Origin of the sequence: Vibrio sp. 947, assembly GCF_033339115.1 — a bacterium.
GTDB lineage: Bacteria > Pseudomonadota > Gammaproteobacteria > Enterobacterales > Vibrionaceae > Vibrio > Vibrio alginolyticus.
The window spans coordinates 39,217-58,783 of record NZ_JAWOTX010000026.1; the positions used below are offsets into that span (position 1 = coordinate 39,217).

The 19,567-nt window shown below is 45.9% G+C and carries 18 protein-coding genes; 12 read left to right on the forward strand and 6 right to left on the reverse strand.

The window, feature by feature from the left end:
* Nucleotides 1-5: 5 nt before the first annotated feature.
* Nucleotides 6-1,361: a glutathione-disulfide reductase gene (gene gorA / locus R7Q39_RS24065; protein WP_318076975.1), complete on the reverse strand. Its 1,356-nt coding sequence runs from the start codon at nt 1,359-1,361 to the stop codon at nt 6-8.
* 259 nt (nt 1,362-1,620) lie between these two features.
* Nucleotides 1,621-2,460, reverse strand: a complete 840-nt coding sequence (locus R7Q39_RS24070; RefSeq protein ID WP_005379158.1) for a 23S rRNA (adenine(2030)-N(6))-methyltransferase RlmJ — start codon at nt 2,458-2,460, stop codon at nt 1,621-1,623.
* 399 nt (nt 2,461-2,859) lie between these two features.
* Here R7Q39_RS24070 and prlC point away from each other — a divergent pair, with 399 nt between their 5' ends.
* Nucleotides 2,860-4,902 (forward strand): oligopeptidase A, encoded by a 2,043-nt coding sequence (prlC, locus tag R7Q39_RS24075; protein ID WP_262662994.1) that lies wholly within the window; start codon nt 2,860-2,862, stop codon nt 4,900-4,902.
* A 66-nt stretch (nt 4,903-4,968) separates the two neighbouring features.
* Here the strand turns inward: prlC and asnC are convergent, their stop codons facing one another.
* On the reverse strand, nt 4,969-5,433 hold the full coding sequence (gene asnC / locus R7Q39_RS24080; protein WP_005389595.1) for a transcriptional regulator AsnC: 465 nt from the start codon (nt 5,431-5,433) through the stop codon (nt 4,969-4,971).
* Between the two features lie 113 nt (nt 5,434-5,546).
* On the opposite strand from asnC, the gene R7Q39_RS24085 reads away from it, so the two are divergent.
* The 3 genes from R7Q39_RS24085 to R7Q39_RS24095 all read left to right on the forward strand — a co-directional run bounded on the left by R7Q39_RS24085 (nt 5,547) and on the right by R7Q39_RS24095 (nt 10,300).
* Nucleotides 5,547-8,672 (forward strand): EAL domain-containing protein, encoded by a 3,126-nt coding sequence (locus R7Q39_RS24085; protein ID WP_318076976.1) that lies wholly within the window; start codon nt 5,547-5,549, stop codon nt 8,670-8,672.
* A gap of 89 nt (nt 8,673-8,761) precedes the next feature.
* On the forward strand, nt 8,762-9,541 hold the full coding sequence (locus R7Q39_RS24090; RefSeq protein ID WP_005379162.1) for a class I SAM-dependent methyltransferase: 780 nt from the start codon (nt 8,762-8,764) through the stop codon (nt 9,539-9,541).
* Between the two features lie 186 nt (nt 9,542-9,727).
* Entirely contained in the window at nt 9,728-10,300 is a 573-nt protein-coding gene (locus R7Q39_RS24095) for a hypothetical protein (RefSeq protein ID WP_171343024.1), read from the forward strand.
* 69 nt (nt 10,301-10,369) lie between these two features.
* On the opposite strand, the gene R7Q39_RS24100 is transcribed toward R7Q39_RS24095, so the two are convergent.
* Both R7Q39_RS24100 and uspA read right to left on the reverse strand, forming a co-directional pair.
* Nucleotides 10,370-11,248: a carboxylate/amino acid/amine transporter gene (locus R7Q39_RS24100; RefSeq protein WP_025768287.1), complete on the reverse strand. Its 879-nt coding sequence runs from the start codon at nt 11,246-11,248 to the stop codon at nt 10,370-10,372.
* 64 nt (nt 11,249-11,312) lie between these two features.
* Nucleotides 11,313-11,738, reverse strand: a complete 426-nt coding sequence (uspA, locus tag R7Q39_RS24105) for a universal stress protein UspA (protein ID WP_005379165.1) — start codon at nt 11,736-11,738, stop codon at nt 11,313-11,315.
* Nucleotides 11,739-12,020: 282 nt separating this feature from the next.
* Here uspA and ftnA point away from each other — a divergent pair, with 282 nt between their 5' ends.
* From ftnA to R7Q39_RS24120, 3 genes are all read left to right on the forward strand, one after another.
* The gene (gene ftnA / locus R7Q39_RS24110) at nt 12,021-12,548 is read left to right on the forward strand and encodes a non-heme ferritin (protein ID WP_005379167.1); all 528 of its coding nucleotides are present in this window, start codon (nt 12,021-12,023) and stop codon (nt 12,546-12,548) included.
* 91 nt (nt 12,549-12,639) lie between these two features.
* Nucleotides 12,640-12,963, forward strand: a complete 324-nt coding sequence (gene uspB, locus R7Q39_RS24115) for a universal stress protein UspB (RefSeq protein ID WP_005379169.1) — start codon at nt 12,640-12,642, stop codon at nt 12,961-12,963.
* A gap of 179 nt (nt 12,964-13,142) precedes the next feature.
* Nucleotides 13,143-14,336 (forward strand): NAD(P)/FAD-dependent oxidoreductase, encoded by a 1,194-nt coding sequence (locus R7Q39_RS24120; RefSeq protein WP_005382944.1) that lies wholly within the window; start codon nt 13,143-13,145, stop codon nt 14,334-14,336.
* 93 nt (nt 14,337-14,429) lie between these two features.
* Here the strand turns inward: R7Q39_RS24120 and R7Q39_RS24125 are convergent, their stop codons facing one another.
* Nucleotides 14,430-15,773 carry a sigma-54 interaction domain-containing protein gene (locus R7Q39_RS24125; RefSeq protein ID WP_005382945.1) on the reverse strand — a complete coding sequence of 448 codons (1,344 nt, stop codon included), beginning with the start codon at nt 15,771-15,773 and terminating at the stop codon, nt 14,430-14,432.
* Nucleotides 15,774-16,209: 436 nt separating this feature from the next.
* Here R7Q39_RS24125 and R7Q39_RS24130 point away from each other — a divergent pair, with 436 nt between their 5' ends.
* From R7Q39_RS24130 to R7Q39_RS24150, 5 genes are all read left to right on the forward strand, one after another.
* Nucleotides 16,210-16,761, forward strand: coding sequence for a BON domain-containing protein (locus tag R7Q39_RS24130; protein ID WP_042522589.1), 552 nt, complete (start codon nt 16,210-16,212; stop codon nt 16,759-16,761).
* A 45-nt stretch (nt 16,762-16,806) separates the two neighbouring features.
* On the forward strand, nt 16,807-16,983 hold the full coding sequence (locus R7Q39_RS24135) for a DUF1328 family protein (RefSeq protein ID WP_005379177.1): 177 nt from the start codon (nt 16,807-16,809) through the stop codon (nt 16,981-16,983).
* An 8-nt stretch (nt 16,984-16,991) separates the two neighbouring features.
* The gene (locus R7Q39_RS24140; protein ID WP_005379178.1) at nt 16,992-17,189 is read left to right on the forward strand and encodes a hypothetical protein; all 198 of its coding nucleotides are present in this window, start codon (nt 16,992-16,994) and stop codon (nt 17,187-17,189) included.
* Between the two features lie 104 nt (nt 17,190-17,293).
* Nucleotides 17,294-17,725: a hemerythrin domain-containing protein gene (locus tag R7Q39_RS24145; RefSeq protein ID WP_042522590.1), complete on the forward strand. Its 432-nt coding sequence runs from the start codon at nt 17,294-17,296 to the stop codon at nt 17,723-17,725.
* A gap of 144 nt (nt 17,726-17,869) precedes the next feature.
* Entirely contained in the window at nt 17,870-19,534 is a 1,665-nt protein-coding gene (locus tag R7Q39_RS24150) for a diacylglycerol kinase family protein (protein ID WP_042522591.1), read from the forward strand.
* The last annotated feature ends 33 nt before the right edge of the window (nt 19,535-19,567 follow it).

A 19,567-nucleotide genomic window follows, 5' to 3' on the forward strand; every position in this document is an offset into this window, starting at 1 on the left:
CGTAATTAACGCATCGTTACGAACTCTTCTGAGCCCGTTGGGTGGATAGCCACAACAGAGTCGAAGTCTGCTTTGGTTGCGCCCATCTTCATTGCTACGCCGAAGCCTTGGATCATTTCATCTACCGTGAAACCGATGCCGTGCAGACCAACAACCGTTTCTTCTTCGCCCGCACATACAAGCTTCATCTTACATGGTTGACGGTGCTTAGTAACGGCGGTGTACATCGCCGTAAAGCCAGACGTGTAGACTTTGATATTGTCTTTGCCGTACTTCTCTTCCGCTTCTTGCGTCGTTAGACCGATAGTGCCGATTGGTGGGTGGCTAAATACCACAGTTGGTACCAAATCGTAGTCCATCTTCGCGTTTGGTTTGTTGTTGAACAAACGCTCAGAAAGTTGACGACCCGCTTTCACTGCTACTGGCGTTAGCTCGATACCGCCTTCCATGATGTCACCTACACAGTAGATGCCTTTCACGTTGGTTTCTTGGTATTCGTCTACCTTGATGTAGCCTTTTTCGTTCGTTGCCACACCGGTTGACGCTAGGTTGATTGCGTCTGTCGCAGGGTGACGACCGATTGCCCAAATCAGTTGGTCAACGTTTTGGCTTTCACCGTTTTCTAGGTGCAGAGTTAGGCTGCCATCGGCTTCTTTTACCACTTCTTTTGGTACAGAGTGGGTGTGCAGTTTTGGACCTTCTGCGTCCATCACTTCAACCAACGTATCGATGATCATTGGATCGAAGCTACGCAGTGGTGACTCTTTACGTACGAACAGGTGCGTTTCTGTACCTAGCGCGTGCAGTACGCCAGCAATTTCAACTGCGATGTAGCCTGCGCCAACAACCGCAACGCGTTTTGGTTGCTCTGCTAGGTCGAAGAAGCCGTTTGAATCGATGCCGTATTCAGCGCCTGGAATGTTTGGAATAGTAGGACGACCACCAACCGCGATCAGGATGTGATCTGCTGTGTAGTGTTCACCGTTTACTTCGACAGTTTTTTCGTCAACAAACTTAGAAAAGCCTTTAATCACGTTTACTTTATTGTTGCCAAGAACGCGATCGTAAGATTGGTGAATACGACCGATGTATGCCTGACGGCTCTCAACCAGTTTGCTCCAGTCGAAACCTTTCACGTCGACATCAAAACCGTAATCTTCTGCGTACAGGTTCATTGCTTCTGCGATTTGCGCGCCATGCCACATCACTTTTTTCGGTACACAACCTACGTTGACACAGGTACCGCCAAGGTCTTGAGCTTCGATTAGCGCAACTTTCGCGCCGTACATCGCCGCACGGTTTGCAGATGCGATGCCGCCACTGCCGCCACCGATACAGATATAGTCAAAATGAGTCGCCATTACTTTCTCCAAGAGCTTATAAATTTTATCTGGTACATAGATAGATTGGGATGACCTTGTCCGAACTCAATGCCACCGTTATCCCACTATCATAAATCGAATTCGACTAATTCCTAAATGGGAAAAAGCGACAATACTTATGACAAATAGCGATGAGAGGCACAAAAAGAAGAATAAGCACGACTGGAGGGAGAAGGTGAGAGCATAAAAAAGCGCAACGAGAATATCGTTGCGCTTGAAGATAGCAGTACTGAAGTGCTTACTCTGGCACAATCCAGTCCACTTTCCAGTGGCCAGTTGCTGGTGCGATCGCGTCTTGCAGGAATGGCAGAATCTCTTTCATCTGGCTTTCCAGTTTCCATGGCGGGTTAATCACAATCATGCCGGATGCCGTCATGCCGCGCTCGTTGGTATCGGGTGCAACACCTAACTCGATTTGCAGAATTTTACGAATACCCAGTGCTTCCAAGCCTTCGATCATATCTTCGATGTCGTGGCGGTTTACCACTGGGTACCAAATTGCGTAGATACCGGTTGCCCAACGTTTATGGCTCTGATGAATCGCTCGCACCACATCGCGGTACTCTTTCGCGAGTTCGTATGGTGGGTCAATCAGCACCAAACCACGACGTTCTTGTGGCGGTAAGCTTGCTTTGAGGCGTTGGAATCCGTCTTCTTTGAAGATGCTCACTTGGCGATCACGATGGAATTCTTGCTCTAACAATGGGTGATCGGCCGGGTGCAACTCGGTCAGCACCATGCGATCTTGTGGGCGGATTTGCGCGCGCGCTACACGTGGTGAGCCTGGGTAGTAACGCAGCTTCTCGCCGTTGTTGAGCACTTTAATGGCATCGATGTAGCTTTTGATGTCTTCAGGAATGCTTGGGTTATCCCAAATACGTGCGATGCCTTGTTTGTATTCGCCCGTTTTTTCAGACCATTCGTGAGTCAGATCGTAACGGCCCACACCCGAGTGGGTATCGTGATAAACGAATGGCTTATCTTTTTGTTTCAGCGCATCAAGAATGAGGCTTTGAACGATGTGTTTGACCACGTCGGCATGGTTGCCAGCGTGGAAGCTGTGGCGGTAACTTAACAAATTAAACTCTCGAAACACTCTTTGGCTGAGTGTGGTCTGTGATTTTCACTCTATGGCGGTATTATACGCAAGTAACTTAAAGATGTAGAACTTCCAATCAAATCTGTTCCTCTGATACGGGGACGCTATTGAAATTTCTTTAAGTCACCCACACTTACTATTGGTAATCGAATTGAACTAGGTGAGTTTCTCGCACTCAAAAGGGTGTGCAATTTCATTTAGGTATAACAAGACTCAAGGACAGAGTAGCGCTGGTTGACTATATGATGGTCATCGCGGCATAGAGAAAGGGAACGGAGCTCCCCCAATCCATGTTGCTGGCTCGTCTGTACATTGAGTTGGCCTATCTACACAAAATAGACAGGCAATCACAGAGTCAAAACACAAAAGGAATTATTCATGTCTAATCCTCTTCTGACGTTTACGGACCTACCTCCGTTTTCTCAAATTAAACCAGAACACATCAAGCCTGCCGTTGAGCAAGCGATTGCTGACTGCCGAGCAAAAATCGATGAAGTTCTACAAGACAACGCTCACCCAACTTGGGACAGTGTGATTGCGCCAATTGAAGAAGCGGATGATCGCTTAAGCCGCATCTGGTCGCCAGTGGGTCACATGAACTCGGTAGTGAACAGCGAAGAGCTACGTGAAGCTTACGAAAGTTGCCTACCAATTTTGTCAGAGTACGGCACTTGGGTTGGTCAGCACAAAGGGTTGTACGAAGCGTACAAAACCATCAAAGCGAGCGAAGAATTTGCAACGTTAACTCGTGCCCAGCAGAAAACCATCACTGATGCACTGCGTGATTTCGAGTTATCAGGCATTGGTTTGCCATCCGATGAGCAGCACCGTTACGGCGAGATCCGCAAACGTATGTCTGAGCTGAGCTCTAAATTCTCTAACAATGTGCTGGATGCCACCATGGGTTGGACCAAGCACATCACAGACGAGAAAGACCTAGCAGGTATGCCAGAATCGGCGCTGGCAGCAGCGAAAGCTGCCGCAGAAGCAAAAGAGTTAGATGGTTACCTCATTACGCTAGATATCCCATCTTACCTACCTGTCATGACGTACTGCGATAACCAAGAGTTGCGTAAAGAAGTGTACGAAGCGTACGTGACGCGCGCTTCTGATCGCGGTCCAAACGCAGGCAAATGGGATAACTCAGAAATCATGACTGAGCAGCTAAAACTGCGCCATGAAATTTCACGTATGCTAGGTTTCAATACTTACAGTGAAAAGTCGTTAGCAACAAAGATGGCTGAAACGCCGGATCAAGTGCTGGGCTTCCTGAATGACCTAGCGACACGAGCGAAACCGCAAGGTGAACGTGAAGTCGAAGAGTTACGTCAGTTTGCGAAAAGTGAGTTTGGTGTTGAAGAGCTGAACGTTTGGGATATCGCTTACTACAGCGAGAAACAAAAGCAGCACCTGTTCCAAATTTCGGATGAAGAACTGCGCCCATACTTCCCAGAGTCAAAAGTCGTGAGCGGTCTGTTTGAAGTGCTAAACCGCGTGTTTGGCATGACCGTTACTGAGCGCGAAGGCGTAGACACTTGGCATGAGTCCGTGCGCTTTTTCGATATCTTTGATGCTGAAGGCACACTCCGTGGCAGCTTCTACCTAGATCTCTACGCTCGTGAACACAAACGTGGCGGCGCGTGGATGGATGATTGTCGTGGTCGTCGCGTTACGCTATCTGGCGAGCTGCAAACGCCGGTTGCGTATCTAACGTGTAACTTCAACCGTCCTGTAGGCGACAAACCAGCACTGTTCACGCACGATGAAGTCGTGACGCTATTCCATGAGTTTGGTCATGGAATCCACCACATGTTGACGCAAGTTGATACAGGTGCTGTTTCAGGTATTAATGGCGTGCCTTGGGATGCGGTTGAGCTACCAAGTCAGTTCCTAGAAAACTGGTGTTGGGAAGAGGATGCGCTGGCGTTCATTTCTGGTCACTATGAGACAGGTGAGCCGCTACCGAAAGCGATGCTAGACAAAATGCTCGCAGCGAAAAACTTCCAATCTGCGATGGGTATTTTGCGTCAGCTAGAATTCGGCTTGTTCGATTTCACGCTTCACACTGAATATGACCCAGAAGTGGGTGCGCGTGTACTGGAAACTCTGGCGAAAGTGAAAGAGAAAGTCGCGGTAGTTCCTGCGGTTGAGTGGGCGCGTTTCTCACACAGCTTTGGTCATATTTTTGCTGGTGGCTACAGTGCGGGTTACTACAGCTACCTGTGGGCTGAAGTGCTGTCGTCAGACGCGTATTCTCGCTTTGAAGAAGAAGGCATCTTCAACAAAGAGACGGGTCTAAGCTTCCTGAACAACATCCTAGAAATGGGGGGCAGTGAAGAGCCAATGGAGCTGTTTAAGCGCTTCCGTGGCCGCGAGCCACAAATCGATGCACTGTTGCGCCATTCGGGTATTGCGGCGTAAATTGAGCAAAAAACATCAAGGCCAACCGAACGGTTGGCCTTTTTTGTACATTTTTTATAAAAAATTTTACGGATTTACGTTGCGGTTGATCGGGTTCTGCAACGATATCAATGTCTCCGTGGACTGAACCTCATCAATGGCTTGCAGCTTGTCGATCAGTACAAATTGCAGCTCTTCAATCGATTTGCACATCAATTTGACGAATATGTTATACGCGCCCGTGGTGTAGTAGGCTTCAACGACTTCGTCGAGCGCGTTGAGTTTTTCTAACGCGGAGTGGTAATCACGAGCTGCATTGAGGTTAATACCAATAAAGCAGCACACATCGTAGCCAAGCTTTTTGGTATTGATGATCACCTCCGTTCCTTCGATGATGTCAGCCGACTTCATCTTCTCGATACGCACATGGATAGTGGCAGGGCTGACATCGAACTGCTTTGCCATTTCTGCGTAGGGCGTTCTGGCGTCAGCCATCAGTGTTTTTAATATTGCGCGGTCAAGGTCGTCGAGTTTCGGCAGGCTCGCATTCATACTATGATTTCCGTTAGGGATAGAGTTTTACCTCCCTTTTATACTCATAGCGGATAGGATTCACAAGGTTTGGCAGGAGTAACTGCGGGTTAACTCCGAGCTATGGAGATAATGTGCAGCGTTTTCTGGTTATTGCCGCGCTATGTTGGAGCGCGTTTGCTACGGCCTCAGATCCGAAGGTGTTGGTCGTGCACTCCTATCATCAGGGGTTTTTCTGGACGGACTTCATACAGCGAGGCATCGAGCAACAGCTGGGCGATCGAGCGCTGGACATGCGTGTGCTCTATCTAGACTCGAAACGTAACCAGAGTGAGCAGTTTTTTGCACAACTAAAATCCTTATATCTTACGAAATTACGCAAAGAGCGATTCGATGCCATTTTAGTGAGCGATAACAATGCGCTTGAACTCATGCAGCGTTTAGCCCCAATCATCAAAGACACCCCAGTTATATTTAACGGCATTAATAACTACCATCCTTCTTTACATCGTTCTCTGAATGCAACCGGAGTCATGGAAGATGTCGATTTGGAAGCGAATCTCGCTCTTATTGAGCGCTTACATCCGAACTACACACAAGTTCTCATAGTCAGTGACCACTCGGTGACCGGTGAGGTGTTGCGTTATCAAATCGACAATTTTGTCCTCAAGTTCCCGCAATATCGAGACAAAATCGTACAAGTTGTCCCAGACAGTATCATCGATCTAAAACAACAAGTCGCAAAACTGAGTTCCGATAAAGTCGTCTTGTTCTGGACCTATTACCGAGATAAACAAGGTATGGTTGGCAGCGAGCGTGACTGGGTTGGTGTCAACAAAGTCTCAAACGCGCCGCTGTTTATGGTGCATGACATTGGTTTGGGTCATGGCGCAGTTGGAGGGGTTATTCAAAGTGGTTATCGGCATGGTATTGAGAGTGCAGAGATGCTTGAATTCGTTTTGGATAACCCTGATCAGCCTCTGCCTGCCGTGAAAAAAAGTGATTCTGAAATAAAGCTCGATTACCAAGCGGTAGCGCGTTGGGGATTGGGGGCTGAACAAGAGGTTTCTGCGGTATTTTTTAATAAGCCAATGAAGCTTTCTGAACGTTTTGCCAAGGAAATTCGCCTGTTTGGTAGTCTGTTTGTGGTGATGTCGGTGGTCATTTTGCTGATGGGTTATTATTTACAGCGGATGCGTCGCAGTGAGAGCGCTGCGCGAGAAAGCCAGGCTATTCTAGAATCGATTTTCGATCAGAGCATGCAGTATATGGGCATTTTGGATGCCAACGGTGTGCTTAAATCGGGCAACGATCACCTTCAATCCTTACTTTATCACAAAGGACTGCGTTTAGACCGACCACTTTGGTTTCATCCCAACTGGAGTGAGAAAGCCCAAGCGCTGCTAGAGGAGTATTTCCATGCGCCTCACCATCAAGTGTCGACGTTTGAAGCTGAAATTTGGAGTAAAGAACACGGCGCCTTGGTATTAGAAGTTTCGCTCAAGCCTTTTTCTCAGCAAGTAGGGAATCATAAGCAATACTTGTTTGAAGCGCGCGATATTACCAGTCGTAAATTGATGGAGGACAAGCTCTACCAACGTGAGTCAACTCTACGCAACTATTACGAGCAGCAGCCTGTGATGATGGTGACGCTTGATAGTAATAACCGAATTCAAGAAGTGAATCGATTTGCTCAACTACTTCTTGGCTACAAACCGATGGACATGCTCGGACATCGCCTGAGGGAGTTCTATTTTGATGACAAAGTGCTGTTCCCTCGCCAAGTGTTATTGCAACCCAACCAGCAAGTGCATGGTGTTTGGCGACGTGAAGTCGAGTATCGTCATGCAAATGGTCATCGTGTTTGGGTGCGCGAGAATATTCGTCCGCTGAGTGAATCTGAGCAACTGCTGATTGTGGGCGAAGATATTACCGAAACCAAACTGCTCTCCGAGAAATTGGAATACCAAGCTCGCTATGACTTACTGACGGGGACTTACAACAGAAACCATTTTGAACTAGAGCTTAAGACCGCACTGTGCGAAGTGGACAGCCATCGTCGAGTCCACGCCATGTTGTACCTCGACTTAGATCAACTAAAAGTCCTCAATGATACGGTTGGGCATGATGCAGGTGATGCGGCGATTCAATTCTGCGCCAGTATGCTGGAAGGCGTTCTGCCGTACAATTCCATCTTGGCTCGAATGGGAGGCGATGAGTTTGCGGTGTTACTCAAAGACTGTGACGAATATGGCGCCATCAATATTGCCAAACTGATCATCTCGACACTAAGCGAACACCTCTTTATTTGGGAAGACACACGCCTGTTCATCAGTTGCTCAATTGGTATCCGTATCATCGATCATACCGCTGATACGCCACAAATGGTGCATGCTCAAGCAGACTCTGCTTGTCACGCCGCTAAAGAGCAAGGCCGTAACCGCTATAATCTATTCAGCTTAGATAACGAAGAGTTGCAGCGTCGTCAGATGGAAATGCAGAGCGTCAATTTGGTGCATGAGGCATTGTCGAATCAACGTTTAGAACTGTTTGCTCAACCGATAAAAAGCTTACAAAAGCACGAGACTCAAATGTATTTTGAGATTTTGGTGCGTATTCGCAATGGGTACGGTGATTATGTTTCTCCTGCGCTGTTTATCCCTGCTTCCGAGCGCTACAACATTGCCCATTGGATTGATAAGCAGGTTATTACTCAAACGCTAGAGTGGTTTGAACAGCGTCCTGAGGTGGTTGAACAGCTTGGTCGCTGTTCGATAAACCTTTCAGGTCAATCTATGGGGAATCAAGAGTTTATTGACTTCTTATTGGAGCGATTGGAAAGTTCGACTCTGCCGTGTGAAAAAATCTGCTTAGAAATCACCGAGACAGCGGCGATGAGCAATCTGGATCAAGCCATTGAGCTGTTTACCAAGCTAAAGGCTTTGGGTTGTATGATTGCATTGGATGATTTCGGATCTGGATTGTCTTCATTTGGCTACTTAAAGAAACTTCCTGTCGATATCGTGAAAATTGATGGTCTTTTCGTGCAAGATATCAACGTAAATGAAATGGACCGCGTGATGGTTCGTTCAATCAATGACTTGGCGAAGCAACTAGGTAAAGTGACGGTGGCGGAGTTTGTCGAAAATGACCAGGTTATGCAGCATTTGATAGACCTCGGTGTGGACTACGGTCAAGGCTACGGTATTGGTCATCCTAAGCCGCTTTCTGAGCTAGTGGAGCAACTGACGGTTGTATAACCTCTGCGTAGCAAGCTCAACCTAGCATTAATAGGTAACTTAGGTATACACTCAGCGCCAGTTACCTCGATTTTTATTGGAGCCTCCTTTTGCAACTGCAATTGATCTGTGAAAACCCGTCTCAACAATCTCATCTTGATGAACTCGCTGCGCGTTGGCAGCTGTCACACACTGACGATAGCGATTTTGCTTTGGTGCTAACCACCGAGCGTTTGGAGCTACGTAAAGTGGATGAGCCAAAGCTGGGTGCAATCTTTGTGGATTTGATTGGTGGTGCGGTAGGTCATCGTCGCAAGTTCGGTGGTGGTAAAGGCCAAGCAATTGCGAAAGCTGCGGGGTTGAACAAAGGGGCAACGCCAACCGTGTTAGACGGCACGGCAGGTCTTGGTCGTGATGCGTTTGTGCTCGCCTCGCTAGGTTGTAAAGTGCAGATGGTCGAGCGTCATCCAGTCGTAGCGGCTTTGTTAGATGATGGCTTGGATCGAGCGAAACAAGACCCAGAAATCGGCACCTGGGTATCTGAGCGCATGTCGCTAATCCATGCTTCTAGCCATGATGCGCTGGAACAATTGGCGCAAGATAAAGACTTTGTCCAGCCAGATGTGGTGTATCTTGACCCGATGTATCCGCACCCAGAAAATAAAAAGAAGTCGGCGCTCGTAAAAAAAGAAATGCGCGTTTTCCAATCGTTGGTTGGCGCCGATTTGGACGCCGATGGTCTGCTAGAACCAGCCATGGCGTTAGCCACAAAGCGTGTAGTAGTTAAACGCCCAGACTATGCTAACTGGCTGAACGAGAAAAAACCGACCATGGCGATTGAAACGAAAAAAAATCGCTTCGATGTCTACGTTAAAGCATCGATGGCATAACTTCCTGACGGCTCAACTTTTCTTGTCACAGTACGGTGTGTCGTGCTGTGACTCAGCCTCTCTTTCCTCGTCTCTATTGATAGTTTTCTCTTGCTAATTCCCTTCCCTGACTGTATATCTAACTAAGAATTATTATTATTTCACTTGTTGTGATGCGGTCGATAACTGGGAAGCTGGAGTAGTAGAATGGCTAAACGTTTATGTAAAATGAGTCGCAAACAGATCGCGGCAGAACTTGGTGATATCCATCGTTTAGTTGTCGCACCAAAATTCGTTTGTCGTTCTTGCGCACGCTCTTCATCGGCCAAAGATACCCTTTGTAAGCCAGCCGCAATTCCTCCACAAAAATGCCAAGACAAGCCATTGAGTGAGCAACAAGCATGTGGCTTATTGGTTGAAGCTCTGCCAGCACAAGCGATTCCAGTGATCACTAAACAAAGCAACGAAAAAGCCGCGATTGTGAGGCGTGTTGTTGAGCGTGTGAAAGAGAAAAAACAAGCCGAAAAATCTCCGGAGCCAGTAAGAGCCGACGCACCAGTATGGTTTGATTTAGCTGATAAAAAATCGCTCAAGAAAGCGAAAAAAACACTGAAAAAGCACTATAAGCAGCAAAAGAAGTTGCTAAAAGTGGCGAAAAAACAACAAAAGTTACTTAAGCGTCAGCGCAAGCTTGAAGCGCGCAATGCGAAACTAGAAGTGTTGCTGCCAACGCCACCTAATGCTTTGATAAACGCAATCTCACAAGCCAAAGTGCATTAATCAAACAAAAAACGCTCTCCAGTCGGAGAGCGTTTTTTATTGCTGGAATATTTGTTAGTAGCGATGGCGTTACTTATTGGCGTAGCTCATTTCGACGCGCTTTTTCACCCAGGTTTCGTTAATCCATAGGGATAGCATGATGATCGCACCGCCAATGGCGAGTCGCATGACATCAACATCGCGGTTCCAAATCACAATGTTTACAATCAAGCCCGCCGGAACCAATGCATTGTTCATTACTGCCAGTGCACCTGCGTTCACCATAGTCGCGCCTTTGTTCCAAGCAAAGTAACCAAAACCAGAAGCAATCAACCCAAGGTATGTCAGAATGCCCCATTGCGTTGTAGTGGTTGGTAGTTTGTCGAGGTTACCCATGAGCGCGAAAGCCACGGTTGCTACACAAAGTGCACCTAAGTAGAAGTAGCCAAACACGGTGTGTTGTGGCAAATCGACGGGTTCACTCTCCATGATATATTTGTAGCCCACCTGACCGATGGCAAAGCAGAGGTTTGCTCCTTGTACGACCAAAAAGCCCAGTAGGAAATCTTCATTAATGCCTGCAAATTTAATCCAGGCGGCACCAAATACGGCTATTGCAGCGGTAACTAAGTACCAAGGTGAAAAGCGACCTTTCAAGAAGTCATAGATTAGCGTGACGTAAATGGGTGTGAATACGGTGAACAGCAATACTTCTGGCACGGAAAGGAGCAAAAAAGATTGGTAGTAGAAGCAATACATCAAGCCGAGCTGGAAGCCACCGACGGTCATCAGTTTCGCGATTAGGGATTTGCTAACGCCACGGAATTTCAAAAAGGGAATGAAAACCAAACTCGCCAGTGCCACGCGCATGAACACCGAGAACCAAGAATCAACCTGACCGGCGAGGTAAACGCCGATCAGGCTAAATGAGAATGCCCAAAGTAGGGTAACTGCGGATAGATAAGCCATGGATGAGAATCTTTATCAACAACAAATGTGCCCGCAGTCTAACCAAGTTTTATCGTTGCGCCAATCAGTCTTTTAGCGGTACGACCAGCATATCGACTGGTGAGCAGTTAATCAGCTGTCGAGTCGAAGATAGAATCTTGCTCCAGAAATCTTGGTGATGACCACAAACCACCAAATCAATGCTGTAGTCTTGAATGGTATCGCACAGCTCATTACTCAAATCGCCACTACCGACTAAAGTATGGGCAATTGGGTATTGCGCATATTCTGCGAAGTTTGCCAATTGTGTGCGCGATGCTTCCATTGCTTGATGTTGCGCTTCTGCCATATTGATATCGATAAGCCCGGTGTAGAGTTCTGCGTAGTTCACGTCGATGTGAATAAAAGAGACTTTCGCATCCAGAGGTTTAGCCAGTGATACGGCTTTCTTAATCAACACTTTACTGTCGTCTGAAAGGTCGACTGCCACAAGTATGTGTTTGTAACTCATATTGCTATCTCCTTGTAAGGTCATAGTTTTAGATTAGCACCAACCCCAAAAAAAATTTGCTGAAGTGATCTCATATCGGTGCCGTAGGTACAAAGTCTTGTCTCAGTAATCATGTTATAGTGGCGTTATACCCAAGTGACTTTGATATGCTGAAATAAGCGTAGTGTTACTGACTAGAGTTGAAGTGAAACTTCGCCGTGTCTGCCAGACCAAGCTATTCTCGCAGCGTCATTTATTTCGAGGTTACTTGGGTATATTGCATGCACAATAATAGGAGTTAACATGCTGTCTCAAACTATGGTCGAACAATTGAATGAGCAAATTAACCTAGAATTTTTCTCATCCAATCTATACTTACAAATGAGTGCTTGGTGTGAAGACAAAGGTTTTGAAGGTGCGGCTGAATTTTTACGCGCTCACGCCGTAGAAGAAATGGAGCACATGCAACGCCTATTCACTTACGTGAGTGAAACTGGCTCAATGCCAATCTTAGGCGCTATTGATGCGCCAAAGCATGACTTTGCGAGCCTAGGTGACGTTTTCCGCGAGACATTTGAACATGAGCAAATGATCACGGAAAAAATCAACAAACTGGCGCACGTTGCATTTACTAGCCAAGACTACTCAACGTTTAACTTCCTACAGTGGTACGTGTCAGAACAGCACGAAGAAGAGAAGTTGTTTAAAGGGATTTTAGATAAGATCGAACTGGTAGGTGAAGACGGTAAAGCGTTGTTCTTCATTGACAAAGATCTAGCACAAATGGCGAAAGAAGGTTCATCTTCAATCATGGATGCTCCAGCTGCGTAAACGCGTTTTGGGACGTTGTAAGTAGCGGGTAAAGACGAAGTGTTGATCGTCTTTTTCTCTTGAGCATTGTTGAAGATGTAGGGAGGAAAAGATGATCAGTGGAGACACAATCTTATTTGCGCTAATGGTGGTAACTGGAGTTAATATGGTCCGGTATCTCACCGCTCTTCGTTCTCTAATTTATATCATGCGTGAAGCGCATCCGCTGTTATATCAGCAAGTTGATGGTAATGGTTTTTTTACTACTCATGGAAATGTCACCAAGCAGGTGAGGTTGTATCACTACATTAAAAGTAAAGAATATCATCATCACCACGATGAAATTTTTACTGGTAAGTGTGAAAGAGTGCGTGAATTGTTTGTTCTATCGACCGCGTTGCTCGGCGTGACGCTACTTGCGGCCTTCATTCTCTAAGAGTCAATAATCCAGAAGTTGTTCTGTCTGAGATTTTGCGGACATACAGAGCGCTTAGAGTTTAAGCGCTTTTCCCTTTCGGTATTTGTCGGTAGAATGTCGCGCCTAGAAAGCAAGGATGTGCAATGTGCACATCCTTTTTTATTTTGATTCGATACCAATCAGTCTAAGAGCTACCGATGAGTAAGAAATTTGATGTTGTTGTAATTGGCGCAGGCGCAGCAGGTTTAATGTGTGCTGCAGAAGCAGGCAAGCGAGGCCGCCGTGTTTTGGTGCTCGATCATGCTAAAAAGCCAGGACGTAAAATCCTTATCTCGGGCGGTGGTCGTTGTAACTTCACTAACTACGACGTTTCAGCTAATCACTATTTGTGTCAAAACCCGCACTTTGTTAAGTCGGCGCTCTCCCAATACACTAACTGGGATTTCATCTCGATGGTGTGTAAACATGGCATTGAGTTCGAAGAGCGTGATCACGGCCAGTTGTTTTGTGTCGATGCATTTACGGCCAAAGATATCGTGAAGATGTTGTTAGCTGAGTGTGACATGCCGAACATCGAGCAGCGTTACCAATGCGATGTTCATTCGATTGAAAAAATTGATGAAGGCTTTCGTTTGCATGCTGGTACTGAGATTGTCGAATGTGAGTCTTTAGTTATCGCAACAGGTGGCTTGTCGATGCCAAAACTGGGAGCGACACCATTTGGTTATAAAGTCGCGGAACAATTTGGTCTTCGAGTTATTCCAACCACGGCAGGGCTTGTACCATTTACTCTGCATAAAGAAGACAAAGAAGACTTTGCTGAGTTATCTGGTATCGCGGTACCTGCGGAAATTACGGCTGAAGATGGCACCATGTTCAAAGAAGCCCTGCTCTTCACACATCGTGGGTTATCTGGTCCAGCAGTGTTACAGATTTCTTCATTCTGGCGGGCCGGACAAAAGGTGTTGATCAATCTTGTGCCAAACGATGATGTTGCTGAGTTATTAGAACGCAGTCGTGAGAAGCATCCAAATCAGTCACTCAAGAATACGCTTGCCAAAGTGCTGCCTAAGCGTCTGGTTGAAGTCTTAATTGAACGTAAAGAGCTAGTCGATAAACCGCTAAAACAGTTCAATCAAAAGGAGCTTGCGGCGATTGTGGAGCGTCTAGAGCATTGGGATATCGCCCCGAATGGCACTGAAGGCTACCGAACTGCGGAAGTGACACTCGGCGGTGTCGATACTGATCACTTATCCTCGAAAACCATGGAATGCAAAGACATTAAAGGGCTTTATTTTATTGGTGAAGTGATGGATGTGACTGGTTGGCTAGGGGGCTACAATTTTCAGTGGTGCTGGTCGAGCGGCTTTGTTGCGGGGCAGTGGGTTTAATCAAACACCAAACGCAGCCTAACTGCATAAAAGATAAGATACAAAAAGAGCACTGAATAAAATTCAGTGCTCTTTTTGTACTCCCATAGCGAGTTACTCGTCTTGATACTTTTCGAGTTTGTTATAGAGCGTTTTCACGCTAATGCCTAACTCCTGCGCTGATTCCGTTTTATTGCCTTGATTCTCTTCAAGGGTATTGAGAATGGCGGCTTTTTCTAGCTCTTCTAGCGAAACGCCCGCCGGAACAAGGTCTTCGATGCTGGTGCCTGTTTCCAATGGTGGTGTGTCGAAGATAAGATGTTCATCTCGGATGGTGTCATCAGCCAAAATGAATGCACGCTCGATCGTGTGTTTGAGCTCACGGACATTACCTGGCCAGTCGTGTGCAGCGATTTTTTGGATCGCAGAGTCAAGAATCGTTTTGGTTTTTGCCTCATTGGCGTTGCGGTGCGCAATAAAGTGCTTGGCCAGACCTACGATATCACCGCCTCGTTCTCGCAGTGGCGGTATCGTTAATGGGAAATGCGATAAGCGGAAAAACAGATCTTCACGCAGGAACTGCTCCTCAATGGCGATTTTAGGATCACGGTTTGTAGCAGCAATGATGCGAGTATTAGCGATATGAACCGTATTACTGCCAACTGGGCGATACTCTCCGGTTTCTAGCACCCGCAATAGCTTCACTTGATGCTCGATAGGCATCTCGGTGATTTCATCTAAAAATAGGGTGCCGCCCTCTGCCTGCTTAAATACACCTTGGTGAGTTTTATTTGCTCCGGTAAAAGCGCCTTTCTCATGGCCAAACAGTTCACTATCAACCAATTCAGGGCTAATGGCACCACAGTTAATCGCTATAAAGGGCTGTTGTTTACGCTCACTCGCTAAGTGGATGGTCTGCGCCACCAGTTCTTTGCCTGATCCACTTTCACCGACAATAAGGACGTTGGCTTCTGTTTTAGCAACGCGCCTGATCATACGATAGAGCTGATGCATCGGAGAGGAAGAGCCGACCAAAAGACCAAATTGGTCAAGATCGCTGGTGGACACTTTACGCCCTTGATCTTGTTTGTGTTGATAGTACTGGCTGACTTCGCTCAGGGTGTCCGTCAGAATGGCAATATCAACGGGCTTTCTGTAGTGAAAAATAGCACCCAAGTTCATCAGCTTATCCAAGTTCTCGTTTGGAGCGCCTGAGCTAATGATGATCAAGTCCATATCGTAGATGTCTTCGATATTAGAAAGACGTTGATAATCTGCACTAGTAAAGTGGGCGACTTCAACAATCGCAACTTCCGGTTTGAGTTGTAGGAAATCTTCAATCCATTGGTCTGCGGCATCGATGTCATGCAGACGAAATTTGTTCAGTTCCTGGCAAGAAGCGATGGCATTTTTAAGTGATGGATCTTGTATTCTTAGAAACAGGCTTGGCATCGACATAGAAATGTCCTCTTTACTATGACAGAAACAATGTACGTGGATTATTCTCACTTCACAAGACAAAATATTGTCAGCATAGATTTAAGGATTTGTTCGGTATTTTTATGTTATTAGCCCCTTTTTGATATATATCGGTGAGAGCCATCAGTAGATATTTCCTTTTGTTCAGATTTTTATTTTTAAAATAATAATTTTGCTATTAATTGATTCTGGAGAAATAGCCTTTCTGTTTTATCAGGTTATTTAGGCACAAGTGACGGAGGCTTTATCACCGATTAAAAATTACATTTTTTACGTGTAAATAATTCATGCTTATACTTTATTGCTCATCTCATTTTTACCTCTTTCCTTTATTAGTCACTTAAAAACAATGAGTTATAAAGTTGGCACGTGGTTTGCTTCTAGGGAAGTGCAACGTCAATAAAGGAGAATTACCATGAATAACATCGCAGCTAAAATTGTACTTACGTCAGTTCTTGCTACTTCATCTACAGCAGTCTTAGCGAGTGATAAATGGGAAAAAGAATCCATGGACGCTTGGCTAGATGGTAAAGCTGAAACCACACTACTGCTAAACAGCAATCTCAACTCTTTTGATATCAATACCGATGTTGAGAATCAGGTCGTTACCCTTTCTGGTTCGGTAAACAATGATCTTGAAAAATCACTTGCCGAAGAGCTTGTTACTGGTCTTGATGGTGTGAAAAAAGTAAACAACGAATTGTCAGTAGTGAATGAAGGCAAGAAAGAAACTGATTCAGAAGCTTTAGCTACACTGACCGATTCTAAAATCACGACTATAGTTAAAACGCGCCTACTAATGGATACCAATGTGAGTGGTACGGATATTGATGTAACGACAGAACGCAAAACGGTAACGTTGGCAGGTCAAGTTAATTCAGATGCGGAGCATGATCTTGCAATTTCAATTGCAAATAACACCAATGACGTAAATAAGGTGATTGATAAGCTAGAAGTGGTTCAATAATAGCGAGCCGAGTGATTTAACCCACTTTTATTAGGAGGTAACACTATGGTTCGTTGGATGTTTATTTTTCTGGCACTGGCACTAATTTCTGCACTATTAGGCTTTACTGGTATTGCAGGAGCTGCTGCCTCTATCGCGCAAGTGATATTTTACCTATTCCTATTGTCATTAATTGTATCAATAGTGATTGTTCTGCTGGGAAGAAAAAACGTAAATAGATAGGAGATTCCATGCGACTTACGTCATTTATTTACCGTATCGCCGCAGTATTCGGTTTGGTGTTTGCGTTGGCAGCTTGTAGTGAAGAAGGGCCAATGGAACAGGCCGGCAAAAAGATAGATGAAGCCGCCGAAGAAACCCAAAATGCGATTGAAGATGAATGTGAAAACATTAAAGAAAACCTAAACGCTGAAGACCAAGACTGTTAGCCGAATCAGGTTAGGTTTTTTACGCATAGCTATGTAAGAGAGGGGCGGTCAATAACCGCCCTTCCTTTTGTCCCAATTGTTTACAATCAGATAAGGAGTCAAAGATGAAAAACATATTTGATGTACTGAAAGAGAGTCATGAAAAGCAACGCCTTTTACTCGATGCTCTGATGGAAACGTCTGGAGATTCCCCCGCTCGTGAAGAGTTTTATCACAACCTTAAAGAGGAACTCGAACAGCACGCAGCGGCAGAAGAGCGGTTTTTCTACGCGCCTTTAATAGATAGCGATAAGACCATTGATCTCACTCGCCATGGCATCGCAGAGCATCATGAAATTGATAAAGTGATTGCACAGCTTGATGCAACCGATATGAGCTCGCCAGCGTGGCTCAACCTAATGAAAACCTTACGTCACAAAGTGTTGCACCATCTTGAGGAAGAAGAGCAGCGTTTCTTCCAGTTAGCCGGCAAGGTAATGACCGATAAGCAGAAAATGAAACTAGCGGATGGTTATGTTGAAGAGGTGGCAAGCTAGGTAGAGTGTTGGACCTTTTCGTGCCATTTCGGCACGGGAAGGCACTCAATCAAGGCGTTTACTCAAGTTCATGTATCCAAGCTCAATCCCCCGCGTATTCTAACTTCCACTAAAAAGTGCACTCGCTGAAGGCAAGGAGAGCGAATGTTTATCATCAAATATTATATTCTTGGCGCTCTGATCAGTTTATTGGCCGCTATCTATACGCCTCAAATTATCGTTAGTCTGCTGTTCTTGTGGATATCTCTTTCTTTAGCGTTGGTCAGCGTAGCCTACGTATTCGACATTCCCTCTATTTTTAGAAAAAACCAAGATGGCAAGATTGTCAGGTGGATTCGCTGGGCATTCATCCCATTTTTATTGGGGGCTAGAGCGTATAACGCCTGGGAAAGACGGCGTGATACTGTACCTCCAATCCAAAAAGTCAGCGACAATTTATACCTATCTCGCCGTTTGTTTCAGAGTGACTTAGATTTTCTCGAATCCAATGAGATCTCTTGTATTGTCGATGTCACCGCAGAATTTGCAGGCCTTGAAAGCGCGATGACCGACAAGCAGTTTCATTACCTTTCGATTCCGGTACTCGACCACAAAGCCCCAACGCTAGAGCGCCTGCGCCATGCGATTAACTGGATTGATACTCAAATCTCGTGCTCGCGGGCAGTGGTTGTGCATTGTGCGTTAGGGCGTGGTCGTTCAGTGTTTGTTGTGGCGGCGTATTTATTAAGCAAAGACCCGTCACTGACGGTTGAATCCGTGATGAAAAAAATCAATGACGTACGCAGTACCGCGAGATTGAATAAATTACAGATTAGAACGTTACGAGCGATCAGTGAAAAAGGCGTGCTAGGGCTGGATCAATCCACTTGGATGGTGGTTAACCCTGTTGCAGGTGGCGGAAAATGGGAGGAAAACGAACAGCACTTGATTCGTGAACTAACCAAAAAATATCGCTTGAGTATTCATCAAACCACCACAAACCTCAGCGCCGAGCAGCTAACACAACAGGCAAAAGAAAATGGAGCTAAGCAAATCATCGTAGCTGGTGGCGATGGCACAGTAACAGAGGTGGCGAGCCAATTGGTGGATACCGACCTAAAACTCGGTATTGTTCCGCTCGGAACTGCCAATGCGTTATGTCATGTGCTCTATGGCGTTGGCGCAAAATTCTCACCGGTCGAAAAAGCGTGTGAAGCGTTGCTTGGCGGACACTGCCAACGTATTGATACTGCGGAATGTAATCAGCGGCTTATTTTATTGGTCTTAGGCATTGGGCTAGAACAGAAAATGATCGAGCACGCTCAGCGAGAAGAGAAAAATGTTTTTGGACAACTAGCTTACCTCACCGGCTTTTTTAATGCTGTAGTGGCGGAAGAAACGCAAGCTTTAACCGTTTCGTTAGACGATCCAACTGAAGATGGAAACCACGACAATAATACACAAACGCTTGAAGTCCATAGTTTTGTCGTTGCGAATATCGCTCCATTTAGTACGTTGCTTGCCCAAGGTGGTGATGCGCCGCAGCCTGATGATGGCAAGCTGCATATCACATATTTAGATAACACCGAGTCTTTAGGCGGACGTCTTATCGCATTGTCGGATCTGACATTAACGAGCGTAGGCGCACAGGAAGAATCGACACATTTTCAATACGCGACGGCTCAGAGCGTCACTATTTCTGCGAATAAACCGATTGAGTATGTGATTGATGGTGAACTGTATTCTGATGAGCAACTGGCAATCAAGCTGCGTCCAAAGTCATTGAACGTATTTGTTCCAAGCCAGAGACGTAAATCAGCTTCGCTTTAACACAGATAATCCGCGGATAACGCGCCATTTGCT